We start from the raw sequence: 17,150 nt of genomic DNA on the forward strand, positions 1-17,150 counted from the left end.
AAGGGATGTGATGCGGTCCAGCCCACCTTTCCAGCCGATCGCAACCGGCAGCCGTCAGGCAGGTGAAGATCCGGTGAACAGCACTGCGTGGACGCGGCGGAGCCGGTCCAGCCACCAGTCCCGGCGGTCGGCGGGTGCCGCGTACCGCTCCAGCAGCCCGGCGTCGGCGGTGACGTCGCGGACGCGGATGGCGCCGTCGTCGGCCACCAGCGGGTCCAGGGTGATGTCCTGCTCAAACAGCGAAACCGTTCCCAGCCCGCAGGCATACGGCAGTTCCGGGAGCGCCGCCGCCAGGGCCATCCCGGCGCGGATGCCCACCGAGGTGTCCAGCGCGGAACTGACGACGGCGGGCAGCCCGGCCTGCGCCACGATGTCCAGGGCGCGCCGCACTCCCCCGAGCGGCGCCACCTTGACCACGATCAGGTCCGCCGCCCCGGCCCTCGCCACGCGGAGGGGGTCCTCTTCCTTGCGCACGCTTTCGTCCGCGGCGATCAGCACGGGGACGCCGGCGTCCCGCAGCCGGCGGCGGACCTCGGCCAGGCCTTCGATGTCCGGGACCGGCTGTTCGGCGTATTCCAGTCCGACGGCGGACAGCCGGGTCAGTGCCTCCACGGCGGCGGGTACGTCCCAGCCGCCGTTCGCGTCCACCCGGATGGCGGCGTCCGGGAGGGCGCTGCGGACGGCGGCAACCCGGGCGGCGTCGTCGTCGAGCGTCTGGCCGCGTTCGGCCACCTTGATTTTGACGGCGTCCACCCGGCCGAAGCGGGCCAGGACGTCCGGAACGCGGTCTGCGGGGACGGCGGGGACCGTGGCGTTGACCGGAATCACTGACCGCAGCGCAGGCGGAAAACCCTGCCAGCCGGCTTCGACGGCGGAGGCGAGCCAGCGGGAAGCCTCGGCGTCCCCGTATTCGGGGAAGGGGCAGAATTCGCCCCAGCCCAGCGGGCCGTCCAGCAGCAGGGCTTCGCGCTGCGTGATGCCGCGGAACTTCACGCGCATGGGCAGGCTCACCACGTGCGCGGACGCCACAAGCTGTTCCACGGAAGGAAGGTTCACAGACGGAAGATTCCGGGGCTGGCGGGGTGCGTCGGCGGGCATGTTTTCACTCTACCGGCCAGGGCTGACAGCCATTCGGCCGGCCACTCCCCTGGTAGGCCTGGTAGGGCCGACGGCGACTGGGGGCGAGCTTCACGTTTATGAGACTCGTCGCCGCCGGCCCAGCTCAAGGAGCCCCGGGCATGCATTCCCTGCGGTTACCGCAGGGAATGCTGCGGGGTTCGGCCGGTCCGCAACCCGGCCGTTAGTAAAATGCTAGGGTCCGGAAGACGGCGCCGCATGAGTACCTGCTACTCGTTTTTACCCCCGGAGCGTACTCACGGAAGCGGCCACCACGCGCCGCAAACAGCGCATGATGGCCGGCTGGTTTCGGTCCGTTTACCGGTGCCCGTGATCGTCATCCTTGGCGCGGTCCAGCATCTTGCAGATGTCCTTCGCGTGCCGGACGCTGTTGTGCGTGATCTCGCCGGACACTACTTCCTTCTGGTCGGTGGAGGCGTACACCACGTCGCCTGCCAGCCGTCCTTCGGTGAAGTAGAACGCCTTGGGCAGGCCCTCGTCTTCAAAGGCCTTTTCCTCAGCTGCTCCCATGGCATAGATCAGGGCTGGACCCCGGCCGGACAGGTGGGCGCTCAGCCCGTCTTCCGCAAGCCGCATGGTGAACGGGCCGGAGACGTCCAGCTCGTCGATCGTGGCGCCGTCGGAGGCGCGGGTCAGGTCGATCGTGGCGTCGCCCCGGTACTTGATCACCAGGGTCCCGTCATCCTTCTTCTCGCCCTTGTACGTCACTTCGCGTTCGTCCCCGGCAGAGACCTTGATGGTGGTGTCACAGGCGTCGAACTCGTAGTCGGCGTAGTACGCGTCGGGAACGGAAACGTACTTCCCGTCAGTGTCCTCCGGGGGCCATGGCCCCACTGCGCTTCCCCCGCCGTCGGACCCCGCAAACGCAGGGGCCGAAACTCCCGATAGCAGCGCCAGCGACAGGGCGGCAGGCAGGCACAATTTCCTCATTTTTCGGTTCATGGCAGCACTCCTGAAATGTGGCAGGAGGGGACGCATACGGACCTGTCCTGCCGATGTTAAACATCAAATGCCCGCAAGGGGCGAACGAGACCAGTTGTGATGCGGTGATGTTGCGGCCCGTGTGTCCAGGGCGGCAATACGTTCAAGCTAGCGCCGCCGTCGCCGGGGTGTCAACGGGTTTTTGCGGATGCCAATGCCCTGCGTGTCACCGTCCCGGGACATTGGCATCCGCCACGGTCGCCGGCTTAGTGCTGGTCGGCTGACGGCCGCTGTGCCAAGCGTAAGAAGAACGGCCGCCGGCGGGCACGAGTATTTGCTACCTGTTTTGGCGCAGGATTGCGGCCAGTGGCGCCCGCCGGTACGGTGCCGAAAAGCCGGTGCTCCGCCCCTACCGCACGGCCGGTGCCCGCAGACGGCTCCCAGCATTCTGTGGGACGCTGATGGTGATGAGTTCTCACCTTACAGATTCCCGACGACGGCGGCCCGCCGGGCAGGTGCGTGGCGCAGTGGCACTGGCTGCGTTGTGCGTTCTCGCGACGCTGGCCTGTGTGGCCGTTTTGATTGCCACGTACTACTTTTTCGTGCGGACCACCACGGGACAGTACATTGACGAATCCGCCCTCGTGGAGGCCGTGGCCATCCACGGCCCTGCCGGGAAGGCCGCCACCAGGTTCCTGGACTGGCTGCCCACCATCTCCCTGGTGGTTGGCGCCGTCGTGGTCCTGTTTGTCACGGTGATCCGGAAACGCTGGCGCGCCGCGGGCATTGCCGTGTCCGCGTGCATCGGCGCGAACATCGCCACGCAGGTGTTGAAGGAGCTGCTGCCGGAGCGGCCGTTCCGCGGCGTGGAAACCCTGGAGCTGAATTCGCTGCCGTCCGGCCACACCACGCTGGCTGCCTCGGCTGCTGCGGCGGTGTTCCTTATGGCGTCACCGCGCTGGCGGCCGTTCGCAGGTTTCGCCGGCGGCAGCTTCGCCATAGTGTCCGGGATTTCCACCGTGGTGAACCAGTGGCACCGCCCGGCCGACGTCATCGCGGCTTTCCTGCTGGTGGGTGCTTTCGCCATCCCGGCCGGCTGGCTGATCATCCGAACCGGCAACACCTGGAACGTGTGGGACGGCTTCGGCGGGCACTGGGCGTCCTCACGCTGGTGGATCCGGCTTCCCGGGCTGCTGTGCCTGGCGTTCGCCGCGGCGGCCGCGTTCCTGCTTACCCGTTACGTCCCCGGTCAAGGCGGCAGCACCACGAGCTACTTTTGGGGCGGAATCTCACTGATTGTGGTGGCCGGGTATCTGGCCACCGTGGCAACCACTGCTCTGTTTGCGTTTGCCGCACGACGGCGGGTGGCCGGCCGCCGCTAACGGCCCGCCGGCCACTGCCACATGGCGATGGATGCCATCTCATGGCTGCCCGGCCCTACTTCAGGAACGCGGCGTCGAAGGAGTTCAGGTCCACCGGAACGCCGTTGAGGCTGTGCTCGAACTTCTGCTGGATGCCGATCCGCATGGTGGCGTCCGTGTTCCAGCCGCCGTACTGCACCGGGGCGGGCGCGAGGTGGTCGGCCGTCCAGGTGGAGTAGTTGAGGTTGCTGGTGTTCGTGTCCCAGAGCGGAACGTCGGCGAAGGCCGTGCTGTTGCCCATGAGGCCCGGCCACATGCCGCTGCCGCTGTAGATGACGGGCCGCACACCCATGCTGCGGACTCCCTCCACCATGTCCCGGGTCACCGGCGGGCTGCCCGGCTCCACGTCCAGGGCGAAGAACTGAAGCTGCGCTGTGTACGGGCCTGCCGCGCTGATACCGCCCTGCCAGCAGCTGGCGTCGCGCGTGTACACGGCAATCTTCAGGCCGCCGTCCAGCGCCATCTTGAGCTGGGGCTGGGTGCGGTACCAGGGCTCGCAGGTACCCCAGGCGGTGGAGTGCATGACGTACAGGCGGATCCCGTCGTCGTACGCTTTTTTGAACCAGGCAGGGTCAGTGATCGCTGCGGTGGTGTCCACCACCTTGACCGAGGAGCTTGCGGTTGGCGGGAGGGCTTTCGCGGGCTGCATCTTCGCCTCCTGAACGGGGTTTTGCTGCGCTACCGCCGGCTTCGCTGCGGCGGCTGCCGGCGCCGACACCGGCGCGGCGGCGGGGGCGGTGCCGAGGCTCAACAGCAGGGGCAGGGCGGCAAGGGCGGCAACAAGGTTGATCTGAAGCAAACGATACTCCTGGGTCTGGCCCGCCCGGCGCGATCGAGGGCAGGCATGGCGCAGCGCTTGCTGCGTTCGAGGGGGATGCGGAGTTGATCGAGCCCAGTTCCCGTTCAACCCGTGGGGACGCGCACACGTAGTGCACAAGGTCCGCAGCCTACTTTACGGGTGTTGCGGCGGGTAGCGAAAACCGCAGAAACGAGTGTTGACGGTCCCGGGCACTGCATCTAAGGGCCGTGGGAGGCGCCTCCCATTTACATTGCTGCCGGTCAGGGCCAGAATAAATCGCACCACAGCCTCCACTGGCTCAGCAGCGAGCTGGCTTCCATGCTGCTAAAAACAGGGGGTTGCTCTGATGGCCGGTATCTACGAGTCCAAGCTCTCCGGGCGGGTGGATTTCCCGGCCAGGGCACGGGCTGTCGCCTCCATTCCGTCGCTCCTCAGTGTCCAGGGATTCCTGCGCACGCATGCCGGCCGCCAGGACAGGCCAGGGATCTGCGACTTCACGCTCGGGAACCCCCATCAAATGCCGCAGGAGGCATATGTTGCGGCGTTGCGGGACCAGCTCGAACCCCGGAACGAAGGCTGGTTCGCATACAAGACCAACGGCGTCGAGGCCCAGAATGCCGCGGCGGGATCATTGCAGCGCCTGCTGGAGATGCCGTTCGAGCCGGACGACATCCACTTAACAACGGGCGGCTTCACAGCCATCGCCATGGCGCTAAAGGCCGTGGCCGATCCGGGCGACGAGGTAATTTACAGCCTGCCACCATGGTTCCTTTATGAACCGATCATCGTTGAAGCCGGGCTGGTTCCGGTCAAGGTGCGCATCAACCCCGAAACGTTCGATCCGGACCTGATGGCCATTGCCTCCGCCGTGACTCCCCGGACCCGGGTGGTCATCGTCAACAGCCCCAACAACCCCACGGGCCGGATCTACCCGGAGACGCTGCTGGTGAAGCTGGCCGCCATGCTGGAGCTCGCCTCGGAACGGAACGGACGCCGGATCTATTTGTTGTCCGATGAGGCATATAACCGGATTGTGTATGACGGCGCCCGCTTCCACAGCCCGGCCCAGTACTATCCGTACACACTCCTGGCGTATTCCTACGGTAAGACGCACCTTGCGCCGGGGCAGCGCATTGGTTACCTGGCGTTGCCGCCCACCATGCCGGACCGCGACGCCATGCGGGACATCCTGGGCGGGCTGCAGGTGGCCATGGGCTGGATCTACCCCAACGCCCTGCTCCAGTACGCGTTGCCCGCGCTGGAAACGTTCACCATTGACGTGGGGCAGCTGCAGCGGAAGAGGGACCGCCTCTTCGAGGAGCTCACCGGGATGGGCTACCAGCTGCACCGGCCGGAGGGCTCGTTCTACCTCTTCGTCCGCTCCCCGGTGGCCGACGACGAGGCGTTCACCGAGTCCCTGGCTAACCATGACGTGTTCGTGTTGCCGGGCGTTTTGTTCGAAACACCCGGGTTCTTCCGGATGTCACTGACCGCCAACGAGGAGATGGTGGAACGCAGCCTGCCCGCGTTCGCTGAGGCCATCCGGCTGGCGGGGACCGGGTAGGGCGGGGCCGGAGGCGGCGGCGAGGGCCACGGGCGGCGGGGACCGGGTAGGGCGGCGCTGGCGGCGGAGCCTTACCCGTTGCCCTGTCCGAGCCTGGCCACAATGGACGGGTGCACCAGCATGTTCCCCGACTTGGCATGGCGGAGCGTGTCCAGCAGGGTTGCCAAGGGACCTTCTTTGGGTAGGAAGGCGCAGACTCCCATTGCCGCTGCTTCGCACAGCGCTTCCGCGGTGCACTCGGCGGCAAGCATCACGATCCGCGCCGCCGGCAACACGAGCAGGATCTGCCGTGCAGCATCCAGCCCGGTCCCGTCGGGTAGCCGGTAATCCACAACCAGGGCATCGGGCTTCAAGTCGCGCGCCATGGCGACGGCCGATTCAACGGAGGTGGCCGCTCCGACGCTGCGCAGGTCCGGTTCGCGGTCCAGCGCATCAGTGAAGTGTTCAACGAGCTGTGCGGTGTGCCCAACTGTCAGGACCAGCCGTTCGGCCGCCCCGGACTCCGGCTGTATTGATTCCGGGTGTGGCTCGACTGCCGCACGTCCGGCTGGCGCGCTCCCCGCGATCTCCAGCACCGACTCCGGATGGTCACCGGCGGCCGTGCCCTGCAGGAGGCGGGCTTGGGCCGCTTGCAGGACCGGGCCGGGCGCGCATCCCATTTCCTGGTCCATGACGTGCCGGCAGCGGTCAAACGCCCGGAGTGCCGCGGTCAGCTGTCCGGAGCGTTCCAGTCCAAGGACCAGAACCGTCCAGGCGCGCTCGGCCAGGACGTCGTCCTCCAAAGCGGAGGTTGCCCATGCCATGGCGGCTTCGGATATCCCCTGCGCGCAGGCCGCCTGGGCCGCCAGGACTTTTGCCTCCACCACGCGCGCAGCGTGCATTGAGCGTTCCTCCTCCGCCCAGGCGGGCAGGAGTTCCCCGCCCAACAAAGGCGCAGAAGCCAGCGCGAGTGCGTCGGTCAGGAAACTGAGGGCCCTTCGGGGTTCCGCCTGCGCAGCCAAGCGGAACAGGACATCGAACCGGTCCAGGTCCAGGTCCACCAGGGCCCGGTCCATCAGGTAGCCGCCCGTCACTGTTTTGAGCGGGCCGGCCTTTCCCGTGCCGGGCTGCAGGTGGCGGCGCAGCACGCTGACGTGGCTTTCCAGGGTCGGAAACGCCAAGACCGGTGCCCGCCCCTCCCACAGCAGGTCGACCAGCCGGCACTTGGACACCGGGGCACCCAGATGGAGCAGGAGGATTTCCAGGATCTGGCGCGGCTTGGGTCCGCCCAGGTCGTGCGCGCCCAGCGTCTGATTCCCCCGGCGGATTGTCAGCGGGCCCAGGATGCTGACGTCCAGTTTGGCCGACTGCGCCCTCGGCTTCGGGGCCGACGGCGCCCGATGCGGTTCTGAAACCACCTCCACTTCCAGCATGCGGGCAACCCCCAATTCCACACCGACGAAGATTAGGGACAATCTTTGCTCAGCACGCTGATGATCCGCCTGAGTGGTCACTACTTGTTAATCGGCCAAGGTCCCCTCATGAACGGGGCCCAGCTACGCATTGCGTCTCCGCCCTGCTTAACACGCCGGGCCATGTGTTGACTCGCCGCAGGTCGCGGAGGAATATCACAGGTGTCCGCACCGGCGCTGTAAGGGCTCTCCGCCGCCGTGCAGCGTGGGTGGCCCCAGCCGGAAGAAGGATCCTCCATGTCCATATTCGCCACCACTCCCGAAAGCCAGGCGTTCGGCCTGAAGGCGAAGATTTACGACGACGAACTGCGGTCCCGCGGTTATGTCGCCAAATTCACCAAGGACCTGTCGGTGAACCCGGAGGCGTACGTGGCGTTCGAAGCGCTTATCAGCGCCATCACCCAGAACATGGATCTGCGCCGCTACGAGCTGGTCACCCTGGCCGCGGCCCAGGCGCTCGGATCGGCGCACTGCCGGCTTGCCCATGGAGTGAAAGCCTTGCGGGCGATTGACGAGGATGAGCTGGTCCAGATCGCACGGGATTACCACAACGCGGGACTGTCACCGGCGGAGGTGGCCATGATGGAGTACGCCGAAAGGCTCAGTACCGACGCCGTGACCATGACGGACGCGGACACCCTGGACCTGCGCGACCACGGCTTCACCGACCGGGAAATCCTGGACATCACGCTCGCGGCAGGCGCCCGGAACTACATGAGCCGCGTGCTGCAGGCCATCGCGTCCGAAGTGGACGTTCCCACCAAGCTCTCCCCCCAGCTCCGGGGCGCCCTGCTGGCGCCCTTGGCGCAGTACGGAGCCGCCGCGAAGCCCCGCCACCGCGACGCCTGAGCCAGCCCCAACCCTCTCTCACTTCCGGCAACAAAACGCCAAACCCTCTCTCACTTTCTCAAGAAGAGTGAGAGAGGGTCTGGGAAAATCGTGCAGGTAATGAGAGAGGGTTTCAAGAAAGCCCGCAGGTAGGGAGAGACGGTCCGGCAGGCGACAAGCGCGCCCTTACGCCAAAGCGGCTGCGAGCGCCTTGAGGATCCACTCCCGGTATGCTTCCGGGGTCCATCCGGCGTCGTTCACCAGGGTGCGGTAAGCCTGCGGATGGCCCAGGGACCAGATGGCGGCGGCGGCGTCTTCGTCGGACATGCCCGAAGTCAGGCCGCCGCGTTCCCTTACCGCCGCGGCCGCCTCGTGATACCGCGTCAGCCGCTGCAGGGCGCGGGCCTTTTCCAGTTTCGCAACGTCGGCGTCCACGGCTGCTGCCTGCGCGATCACGCCCAGCACTGTGCCGGTCCGCTGGTGCACCTCGACGAACCAGTCCGCCAGCATGGCCAGCAGCACTTGAAGATCCGGAGCCTGGCGGGTCCGTTCGCGCACGAACTCCAGCACCTGCTCCGGCGCATTCGGACCGGAGGCTGCGTCATCCAGCACAGCTGAGAGCAGTGCGGCCTTGTTGCCTACGGAGTTGTAGACGGTCTGCACCGCCACGCCGCTCTCAGCAGCAACGCCTTCGATGGTGGTGCGCACGTAGCCGTTGGCAGCGAAGAGCTCGCGGGCGGTGGCCACGATGTGCAGCCGGGTGTCCGCCGCCTGTGCCGTCCTTCGGGTGATGCGGGGAGCTGTTGTCCTAGGTACTGGCGCCATGAACTTAGACTATCCCTCCACTCACTGGAATGGTATTCTAATCACATCGAAAAACAGCAGTTGTTCGGTCATAAGGAGCCAGTGATGGACCAGGACATGCAGCAGTTTGATGTGGTGGTGCTCGGCGCCGGCCAAGCGGGACTTGCCGCCGGCTATCACCTCTCCAGGACGGGACTGCGGTTCGTCATCCTGGAGCAGGCACCGCGGATCGGGGACGTCTGGCGGGCAAGGTGGGATTCCCTCCACCTCTTCACCCCGGCCCAGCGCGTCGGCCTTCCCGGCCTTGCGTTCCCGGCCGCGCGGAACACCTGCCCTTCCAAGGACGAGTTTGCCGACTATCTTGAGGCCTACGCCCGGAAGTTCAGCCGCCCGGTCCGGACCGGCGTCCAGGTGCTCAGTGTGGGCGCCACGGGGACCGGCTTCGCCGTCAGCACCACCGATGGCGTCCTTCACGCGCGCAACGTGATTGCCGCCGTCGGCGCCAACACGCTCCCCCGCATTCCGGCTGCGGCCTCCGGTCTGGACGCCGGGATCCTGCAGCTCCACAGCTCCCAGTACCGGCGCCCTGCGGACATACCGGACGGCGACGTGCTGGTGGTGGGCGCCGGGATCTCGGGTGCAGAGATCGCACTTGAGCTCGCCGCCACCCACCGCACCTTCATTTCCGGCCGCCCCACTCCCCACGTGCCCGATCCCGTGCTGCGCTGGGCCGACCCCCTCTACTGGCGGTTCATCCATTTCGTCCTGACAACGGACAACCCGCTGGGGCGGAAGGTATCCGCCAACTTCCACCGGCACGGGGCGCCGCTGTTCCGGATCTCCGTCAAGGACTTGGCCAGGGCCGGCGTGGTCCGGCTGCCGCGGTTCAGTGCCGCTGCCGGCGGAAAGCCAGCGTTCGACGACGGGGACGTCCCGGAGCGTACGCACCGTCATCTGGGCGACCGGCCACAAGCCGTCGCTTGACTGGATCGAGGGACTGCCCGTGACGGACTGGGGTTGGCCGATCACCCGCCGGGGCGTGGTGCAGGAGCTGCCCGGACTGTATTTCGTGGGCATGCCGTTCCAGTACTCGCTCACGTCGGGGCTGGTAGGCGGCGTGGGCCGGGACGCGGCATACGTCGTGGACGGCATCCTGGAGCGCACCACGGCGGGCGTCCCCACGCCAACGAAGTAGCGCCGGTAGTGAGAGAGCGTCCCGGAAAAACGCGCCGGTAGTGAGAGAGCGTCCCGGAAAAACGCGCCGGTAGTGAGAGAGCGTCCCAATCGGTTGGGGCTAGCCGGGCGGGCCCGGGAGGGCGTGGTGCGCAGCGGGATCGAACGCGTCGAACCTGGACGAGCCCATCATGAAGATCCCGCGCTGGGGAAGCCAGAAGTCGCCCAGCCGGGTCTGCACAGGAAGTGCCTGCAGGGTACCCAGGTCTTCGCCCTGCAGCGTGGCGGTGCTGCCGGAGATGAACCACATCCGCTTGGGGTTGGCCCGGAAACCCTGGCCGTTGGGGACCCGGCCAACCAGCCCGATCCTGCCGGCCTGCAGCGAGGGCCCGGCCACGGCTCCCATAACCCGCAGGAATGCCGGGCTACCCCACAGTTTCGCCGGCAGCGCGGAGGCGAGCGCGGACATCGCCCGGGTGACCGGTGTGGCGGCGAGGCTGACCTCCCAGTGGAGCCCGACGTCGTCCGCTATATCCACCGTGAAGCGGTGGTCGTCGAGCCATGCGACGTCGATCCGGTGGACGGACGTGGCCTCCAGGGCGCTGCCGAAGTAGCGGGGGCAGGACACGTCCGCGGGCACGTCCGTGTACATGATCCAGGAGCCCGAGGGGCGCCGCATCCATACGGCGGTGTAGCCGGGGCCCACTGAGGTGGCGGAAAAGCGGCGCAGCGCGAGGAGATAGCCGGAGCTGAACGGCTGGCCCATGACGCCGTAGCCGGTGAACCGCTCGTCCTCTCCTTCGGGGAGCCGGGAGTCGCGTTCCGCGGCGGCGATGAGTGATCTGATGGACTCCACGGCGCGCTCCTAGGCCTGCCTGCGGTAGGTGGCCTCAACCACCTGGTACGGATCGTGGCCTGGCACCACGTTGTGCATGGTGATGCGCCCGCCGTTGCCGTCGCCGGGCTCGATGTGGATCTGCCAGCCCCAGTCGGGTCCCTCAGGGGCTGGATAGGAGCCGGTCAGCCGGACCACGCCGTCGCCGCCGATGTTCCCGGACAGGGTGAGCCATTCCGGCCCGGAGTGGAAGGAATCCACCCACACGGCCGTGGCCCCTGGTCCGGAAGAAGCGTCCGACGGCGGTGCGTCGCCCGCCGCCGTCGCCTCACCTCCTGCTCCACCACGAGACGCCGGCCCCGAGCCCAGGAGGAGCAGGCCGTTCTGCGGCTGGCCCTCATGCGCCCACGTGTACTCGACGGTCACGAAGTCCTTTGCCGTCACCGCCACCGTCGCGGCGGACACTGATTCCTGGTACTCGTCCGTGGGCATGATCCGCATCCGGTTGTGGCCCTGCCAGGTCCCCGTGAACGGCGCCAAACATTCGACAATTTTCATAACGGCAGTTTGGCCCTGATCCGCCCGCGCCGCTAGTGGGCCGCCGGCCAGTGGTTCCGGCGGGCCGTGACGGCGTGGGTAGGATCGTGAGGTGAAAAAACAATCCTGCAGTGTCTGCGGTTCGGCCTTGTACTTTGAAAATTCCGTCTGCCTGCAGTGCGGATCCAACCTGGCATACCTGCGGGACTCGCGCGCCTTGGTCCAGGTGGACAGCCAGGGCCGGCATACCGATGCGACGGGAGCCACCTGGCACCGCTGTATAAATTTGCTGCTATCCGGCTGCACCTGGCTGGCACCGGAGAGCGGCCGCCAATGCTTCAGTTGCGAACTCACGCGTACTCGGCCCAACGACAGCGACGCCAAAGGCCTTTCGCAGTTCGTGGCGGCCGAGCAAGCCAAGCGCCATCTTGTCGCCGAACTCGATGAACTCGGCATGCCTATCGTCACCCGCGCGGAGGATCCTGACGGCGGCCTGGCGTTCGACCTCTTGTCGAGTGTCAACGAAGATGTGGTGATCGGACATGCCGACGGAGTGATTACCATCAACCTGGCCGAGAGCGACGATGCCTATCGCGAAAGAATGCGTTCCCAACTCGATGAACCGTACCGGACGATGCTTGGCCATTTCCGGCACGAAGTGGGGCACTATTTCGAGACCACGCTCGTCTTCAGCGACGACGGTCGGACGCGCGGGGCCAGGGAGCTGTTTGGCGACGACACCAAGGACTACCAGGCGGAAATAGACCGCCATTACAGCGAAGGCGCCCCGGCGGACTGGAACGAAAAGTACATTTCGAAGTACGCCACTATGCATCCGTATGAAGACTTTGCGGAGTCGTTCGCCCACTACCTGCACATCTGCGACACCCTCGACACCGCCCGGGAGTTCGGCCTCATTTCAGCCGCTCCCCGGAATGCATCTTTCCGGGCGGTTGTGGAGACAGAGTGGCTTCCGCTCTCAATCGCGCTGAACCAGGTCAACCGCAGCATGGGCAAGGCCGATCTGTACCCCTTCGTACTCTCCGCGCCCGTGATCGACAAGCTTGAGTTCATCCACGGACTGCGCACTGCGGCGCCCGTCGGCAAATACGGATCGGCTAGTAGTTCCGCCGGTGCTTGAGCCGCGGAATCGTGATGGCGAAGACGACGGCGGCGGCGAACCCCAGCACTCCGGTGGCCCAAACGCCGGCCCCGAGTGAGATTGCGGCGGTGACGCCGGAGAGGAGGACCGGCCCGCCGGTGGCGCCGGCGTCGGCGATGAAGCGCCAGAGTCCCAGGAACTGGCCGCGGCCGCGGTCCGGGGAGAAGTCGGCGCCAAGGGTCATGATCAGGCCGGAGCTGATGCCGTTGCCGAAGCCGATCAGCAGGGCCGCCAGCAACAGGCCCACGAAGGTGCCCGTCAGCGGAATGAGCATCAGGGCGGTGCCCATGATTACCGTGGACGGGATGGCCACCCATTGCCGGCCCTTGCGGTCCATGAGCTTGCCGGCCGGGTAGAACACCAGCATGTCGATCGCCCCGGAGAGGCCGTAGATTAACGAGGCGTGCGTGGCGTCCATGCCCAGGTTGTCCGCCCAGAGCGGGATGACCACCTGCCGGGAGGCGCGCAGGGCGCTGAGCAGCAGGATGCCTGCACCCACGGTGAGGAACACGCCGGCGTGGGACACGGCGATGCCGCGCATGGTGGGCTCCGGTCCGCGGTTCCCGTCGGCGGAACCTGGCGCAGGCGGCAGGTCCGGGATGGTGATGGACAGGACGGCGGCTGCAGCCATGGCCGCCACGCCCACCCAGTACGCGCCGCTGATCCCGGCAAACTGCATGACGCCGGCGCCCACGAACGGGCCGATGAAGATGCCGATCCTGCTCACGCCGCCCAGGGTGGACAGGGCGCGGGCGCGGAAGGCGACGGGAACCGCCTCGGTCAGGTATTTCTGCCGGGCCAGGCTGAAGACGCTGGCGGCCATCCCGACGACGACCATCGCCGCAGCCAGCAGCCACAGGCCGTCGGGAATCACCGAGGACAGTCCTGCCGCCGTCAGCGCCAGGGCACCGGCCGCTGCGGCCCCGACGATGGACCAGCGTTCGCCGAATTTGAGGGTGATCAGGGAGGCCGGCAGGTTGAAGAACCATGACCCCAGGCCGATCAGCGTGACGATCAGCGCGGCCACCGCCACGGAGGCGCCCAGGTCGCGGGCGGAGAGCGCCACCACCGGAAGCACAGCCCCTTCGCCGATGCAGAACAGCAGCGCCGGTCCGAACGCGGGGACGGCAATGCTGCGGAGGCTGAAGGCTTTGGTTGCTTGTGTGGAGGTCATCCCTTTCATCCTATGCAGGCCCGGACACTACCGATTTCCGTGGCGGAATGGAAAGTGATTGTTTGGCCGCATTCTCTGTGGCATTCTTTGGATGTCGCTGCGCTTCCGGGGCCTGCGAATACTGGGGGCTACCGGAGGTCTCGTCGTTGCATCATTTCCCCCGGGTCACATGTCTAAATGGGGGAACAATTGCATATCTTTCGCGGCGCGTTGTACCGCTCTCGTGAGTTCGTTTCAATAGGAGCCAAATCAGCGCTTGGCGCGCTGGTCTGCCTGTCATTGTTGTCAGCATCTTTGCTAGCGGGAGCGCCTGCCGCGCAGGCGGCGGAGCTGGTAGGTGGCGAGACAATCGACCGGACCAATCAGGCCAAAATCGTAGAGGTTTTCAACGGCATCAATGACTTCCGGGCCTCCCAGGGGCTCAAGCCGGTGAACTTCAACGCCACTGTGTCGGAGATGGCGGAAGACTGGTCCGACCATATGGCAACCTCCGGGGATTTTTACCACAACCCGAACTATTTCACCGATGCCAGGGTCGCTGGCCGCTTCGCCGGTGCGGCCGAAATCATTGCCGCACGTTCGGATGACTGGGCGCAGGGACTGGTGGAGCAGTGGATCGACTCGCCCGGGCATAACGCCATCATGAGCGATCCGAAGCTCAGCACCGTGGGCGTTGGGATCACCTATATGGAGGGCAAACGCCGCGGCGAGCTGACGTTATATGGCACGGTGAACTTCTTCACGTTCTGGAATCCTCCGGTAGGAATGTACAACACTGCCCAGGAATTCTTCGAGGGCAAGCCCTCCATCGACGCGCCTCAAATAGTCACCGTCGACACGGTGGATCCTGTCTTTGACGACACGCTAAACAAAGTCACTGTCCCTGACGCAGAGGGCGTGGATTACTTCGTGAACCAGGTTCCGACGCCGCCCGGAACCTACGACGCCGCGGTGGGCCGCATGCACGTCACAGCGAGCGCCAAAACCGGGTTCCGCGCCTTTGGAAGGATGACATGGGACCACGAGTTCCTGGCACCGCCCAAGGAAGTCGTCCCGATCGCTCCGACGTTTGACGGCGTAACCGGCCGGTTCACTGTTCCTTACATGGAAGGGGTCCAGTACTGGGTCAATGATTCCCTCTGGGGCTCCTCAACCTTCAGCAGCGAGTGGGACACAACGGTCTATATCCGGGCCGAGGCCCTCAAGGGGTACAAGCTCAGCGGCACCACGTCCTGGCAGTACTACTTCGCCAAGCCGGACCGGCCAGCTGATCCAGACCCGGAGACGCCCGCAGAGCCGTCCGGCAGCTTTATCGATGTCCCTGCAGGAACACAGTTCGCCACCGAGATCAACTGGCTCGCCAGCCGTGGCATCAGCACCGGCTGGGTAGACGGCGACGGCTTTGCAACGTACCGGCCGCTGACTCCGGTCAACCGGGACGCCATGGCCGCCTTCATGTACCGCCTGCTGGGCGAGCCGCCCTTCAACGCCCCGGCCGCGTCTCCATTCGCGGACATGTCCAGCAGCACCAAGTTCTACAAGGAGATCACCTGGCTCGCGGACAAGCGCATTTCCACGGGCTGGGAAGTCAACGGGGCGCGGACGTACCGCCCCGTGACGCCCGTCAACCGGGACGCCATGGCCGCCTTTCTGTACCGGCTCGCCGGCGAGCCCAACTTCACTCCTCCGCTCGCTTCGCCGTTCGTGGACGTGGATACGAGCAACCAGTTCTACAAGGAAATCACGTGGCTCGCCGCGCAGGGCATTTCCTCGGGCTGGAACGAAGGAAACGGCAAAGCCAGCTATCGACCCTGGTCTGCCGTCAACCGCGACGCCATGGCCGCCTTCATGTACCGCTGGGACACAAAATTCGGCCGGCCCTGAGGCCGTTCTCATACCGCTCATCAACACTAAAGGGGAAATCAATTGCACCTATTCAGTACTAGCCTGCGTTCGTTGCGGAGTCCACGGACTGCACGCAAGGCCGCAGCCGCTCTCACCTGCACTGCCCTGCTTTCTGCGACGTTCTTTGTGGGCGGTCCGGCAGCCACGGCGGCTCCCGCGGCGCCCGGAACCGGAACCTCGGATGCCGTCCAGGGTGAGCAGGTGGGTACGCCCGTAGTCGCACCGCTGCCCGCCACCCGCCAGGCGCCCGCCGCCGGCCAGCTGCCGGCCGGTCAACTGCCCAGCGGCCCCGCCACCGAAAGCGGGCCCGTCACAGAGGGTGCCACTCCTGCCGGCGGAACCATTGACAGGACGAACAGCCAGCAGATCACCGATGTCTTCAACGCCATCAACACCTTCCGGGCCACGAAGGGGCTGCAGGCCGTGACCTTCAATGCCACCGTGTCCGAGATGGCCGAGGACTGGTCCGACTACATGGCCAGCAGCGGCAATTTCGAGCACAACCCCGGCTATTACACCGATCCGCGCGTGGAAGGCCGCTGGACTTACGCGGCCGAAATCATCGCCGGCCGCCCGGACCATTCCGGGGCCGGCCTGGTGGACCAGTGGATCGCCTCGCCCGGCCACAACGCAGTCATGAGCGACCCCAACCTCACCACCATCGGCGTCGGCATTGCCCGGCTTTCCGATCCCGACTACCTCCTGGGCACCGTGAACTTCTTCAATTTCGCGATGCCCCCGGCCGGTACGTACGCCACAGCTGCGGAGTTCCTGAACGGCGGGTCAGAAATGTCCGGGCCGTTCGCGGATGTCCCTTCCGGCACCCAGTTCGCGGATGAGATCAACTGGCTCGCCAGCCAGGGCATCAGCACGGGCTGGAAGGAAGCGAACGGAACCACCACCTACCGTCCGGTAACGCCGGTCAACCGCGATGCCATGGCGGCGTTTATGTACCGCCTGGTGGGCGAGCCCCCGTACAGCGCGCCGTACTACTCGTGGTTCGCGGACATCGCGCCCGGGACGCAGTTCTACAAGGAGATCAACTGGCTGGCGGAGTACGGCATCTCCGGCGGCTGGGATGAAGGCAACGGCCAGTACACGTACCGTCCGCTGACGCCGGTGAAGCGCGACGCCATGGCGGCATTCCTGTACCGGCTCATGGGCAAGCCCGCGTTCACTCCCCCGGCCACGTCCCCGTTCGTGGATGTGTCCACCAGCAACCAGTTCTACAAGGAGATCACCTGGCTGGCTTCCCTGAAGATCTCCACCGGCTGGGATGAAGGAAACGGGAAGTTCTCCTACCGCCCGCTGAACCCGGTCAACCGCGACGCCATGGCTGCTTTCATGTACCGCCTGGTCACCAGCCAGGCGAACGGCTAGGCAGGACTAAGAAATGCAGAAGCCGGCCTCGGGGAGAACCCGAGGCCGGCTTTCTTGCT

Annotated in this window: 16 protein-coding genes; 8 read left to right on the top strand and 8 right to left on the bottom strand. The window is 66.2% G+C overall.

The window, feature by feature from the left end:
* Nucleotides 1-54: 54 nt before the first annotated feature.
* Together ACSQ12_RS16320 and ACSQ12_RS16325 are read right to left on the bottom strand one after the other, a co-directional pair.
* Complete coding sequence (locus tag ACSQ12_RS16320; protein WP_436066073.1) at nt 55-1,098, bottom strand: o-succinylbenzoate synthase; 1,044 nt, start codon at nt 1,096-1,098, stop codon at nt 55-57.
* Between the two features lie 336 nt (nt 1,099-1,434).
* Nucleotides 1,435-2,079, bottom strand: coding sequence for a hypothetical protein (locus ACSQ12_RS16325; protein ID WP_436066074.1), 645 nt, complete (start codon nt 2,077-2,079; stop codon nt 1,435-1,437).
* Between the two features lie 440 nt (nt 2,080-2,519).
* Here ACSQ12_RS16325 and ACSQ12_RS16330 point away from each other — a divergent pair, with 440 nt between their 5' ends.
* Nucleotides 2,520-3,440 carry a phosphatase PAP2 family protein gene (locus ACSQ12_RS16330; protein ID WP_436066075.1) on the top strand — a complete coding sequence of 307 codons (921 nt, stop codon included), beginning with the start codon at nt 2,520-2,522 and terminating at the stop codon, nt 3,438-3,440.
* Nucleotides 3,441-3,495: 55 nt separating this feature from the next.
* Here the strand turns inward: ACSQ12_RS16330 and ACSQ12_RS16335 are convergent, their stop codons facing one another.
* Nucleotides 3,496-4,278: a hypothetical protein gene (locus ACSQ12_RS16335; RefSeq protein ID WP_436066076.1), complete on the bottom strand. Its 783-nt coding sequence runs from the start codon at nt 4,276-4,278 to the stop codon at nt 3,496-3,498.
* A gap of 346 nt (nt 4,279-4,624) precedes the next feature.
* On the opposite strand from ACSQ12_RS16335, the gene ACSQ12_RS16340 reads away from it, so the two are divergent.
* Nucleotides 4,625-5,842: an aminotransferase class I/II-fold pyridoxal phosphate-dependent enzyme gene (locus ACSQ12_RS16340; RefSeq protein ID WP_436066077.1), complete on the top strand. Its 1,218-nt coding sequence runs from the start codon at nt 4,625-4,627 to the stop codon at nt 5,840-5,842.
* A 71-nt stretch (nt 5,843-5,913) separates the two neighbouring features.
* Here the strand turns inward: ACSQ12_RS16340 and ACSQ12_RS16345 are convergent, their stop codons facing one another.
* Nucleotides 5,914-7,254, bottom strand: coding sequence for a BTAD domain-containing putative transcriptional regulator (locus ACSQ12_RS16345; RefSeq protein WP_436066078.1), 1,341 nt, complete (start codon nt 7,252-7,254; stop codon nt 5,914-5,916).
* 276 nt (nt 7,255-7,530) lie between these two features.
* On the opposite strand from ACSQ12_RS16345, the gene ACSQ12_RS16350 reads away from it, so the two are divergent.
* Entirely contained in the window at nt 7,531-8,142 is a 612-nt protein-coding gene (locus tag ACSQ12_RS16350; protein WP_436066079.1) for a carboxymuconolactone decarboxylase family protein, read from the top strand.
* Between the two features lie 165 nt (nt 8,143-8,307).
* Here the strand turns inward: ACSQ12_RS16350 and ACSQ12_RS16355 are convergent, their stop codons facing one another.
* Complete coding sequence (locus ACSQ12_RS16355) at nt 8,308-8,946, bottom strand: TetR/AcrR family transcriptional regulator (RefSeq protein WP_436066080.1); 639 nt, start codon at nt 8,944-8,946, stop codon at nt 8,308-8,310.
* Nucleotides 8,947-9,030: 84 nt separating this feature from the next.
* Between ACSQ12_RS16355 and ACSQ12_RS16360 the strand changes: the two genes are divergently transcribed.
* Together ACSQ12_RS16360 and ACSQ12_RS16365 are read left to right on the top strand one after the other, a co-directional pair.
* The gene (locus ACSQ12_RS16360; protein WP_436066081.1) at nt 9,031-9,909 is read left to right on the top strand and encodes a flavin-containing monooxygenase; all 879 of its coding nucleotides are present in this window, start codon (nt 9,031-9,033) and stop codon (nt 9,907-9,909) included.
* A gap of 19 nt (nt 9,910-9,928) precedes the next feature.
* Entirely contained in the window at nt 9,929-10,120 is a 192-nt protein-coding gene (locus ACSQ12_RS16365) for a hypothetical protein (protein ID WP_436066082.1), read from the top strand.
* 99 nt (nt 10,121-10,219) lie between these two features.
* Here ACSQ12_RS16365 and ACSQ12_RS16370 read toward each other — a convergent pair whose 3' ends face one another.
* Together ACSQ12_RS16370 and ACSQ12_RS16375 are read right to left on the bottom strand one after the other, a co-directional pair.
* Nucleotides 10,220-10,954, bottom strand: a complete 735-nt coding sequence (locus tag ACSQ12_RS16370) for a hypothetical protein (RefSeq protein WP_436066083.1) — start codon at nt 10,952-10,954, stop codon at nt 10,220-10,222.
* Nucleotides 10,955-10,963: 9 nt separating this feature from the next.
* Nucleotides 10,964-11,491 (bottom strand): DUF1579 family protein, encoded by a 528-nt coding sequence (locus ACSQ12_RS16375; RefSeq protein WP_436066084.1) that lies wholly within the window; start codon nt 11,489-11,491, stop codon nt 10,964-10,966.
* Nucleotides 11,492-11,582: 91 nt separating this feature from the next.
* On the opposite strand from ACSQ12_RS16375, the gene ACSQ12_RS16380 reads away from it, so the two are divergent.
* A complete protein-coding gene (locus tag ACSQ12_RS16380) occupies nt 11,583-12,611 on the top strand; it encodes a zinc-binding metallopeptidase family protein (RefSeq protein WP_436066085.1) in 1,029 nt (342 codons plus the stop codon).
* Here ACSQ12_RS16380 and ACSQ12_RS16385 read toward each other — a convergent pair.
* Nucleotides 12,589-13,806 (bottom strand): MFS transporter, encoded by a 1,218-nt coding sequence (locus tag ACSQ12_RS16385; RefSeq protein ID WP_436066086.1) that lies wholly within the window; start codon nt 13,804-13,806, stop codon nt 12,589-12,591. The genes ACSQ12_RS16380 and ACSQ12_RS16385 overlap by 23 nt on opposite strands.
* 282 nt (nt 13,807-14,088) lie before the next feature.
* Between ACSQ12_RS16385 and ACSQ12_RS16390 the strand changes: the two genes are divergently transcribed.
* Together ACSQ12_RS16390 and ACSQ12_RS16395 are read left to right on the top strand one after the other, a co-directional pair.
* A complete protein-coding gene (locus ACSQ12_RS16390) occupies nt 14,089-15,690 on the top strand; it encodes a CAP domain-containing protein (protein ID WP_436066087.1) in 1,602 nt (533 codons plus the stop codon).
* A gap of 222 nt (nt 15,691-15,912) precedes the next feature.
* Entirely contained in the window at nt 15,913-17,091 is a 1,179-nt protein-coding gene (locus ACSQ12_RS16395; protein ID WP_436067015.1) for a CAP domain-containing protein, read from the top strand.
* Nucleotides 17,092-17,150 lie beyond the last annotated feature (59 nt).

It is taken from the genome of Arthrobacter sp. LjRoot14, from assembly GCF_964253905.1.
Classification (GTDB): domain Bacteria; phylum Actinomycetota; class Actinomycetes; order Actinomycetales; family Micrococcaceae; genus Arthrobacter.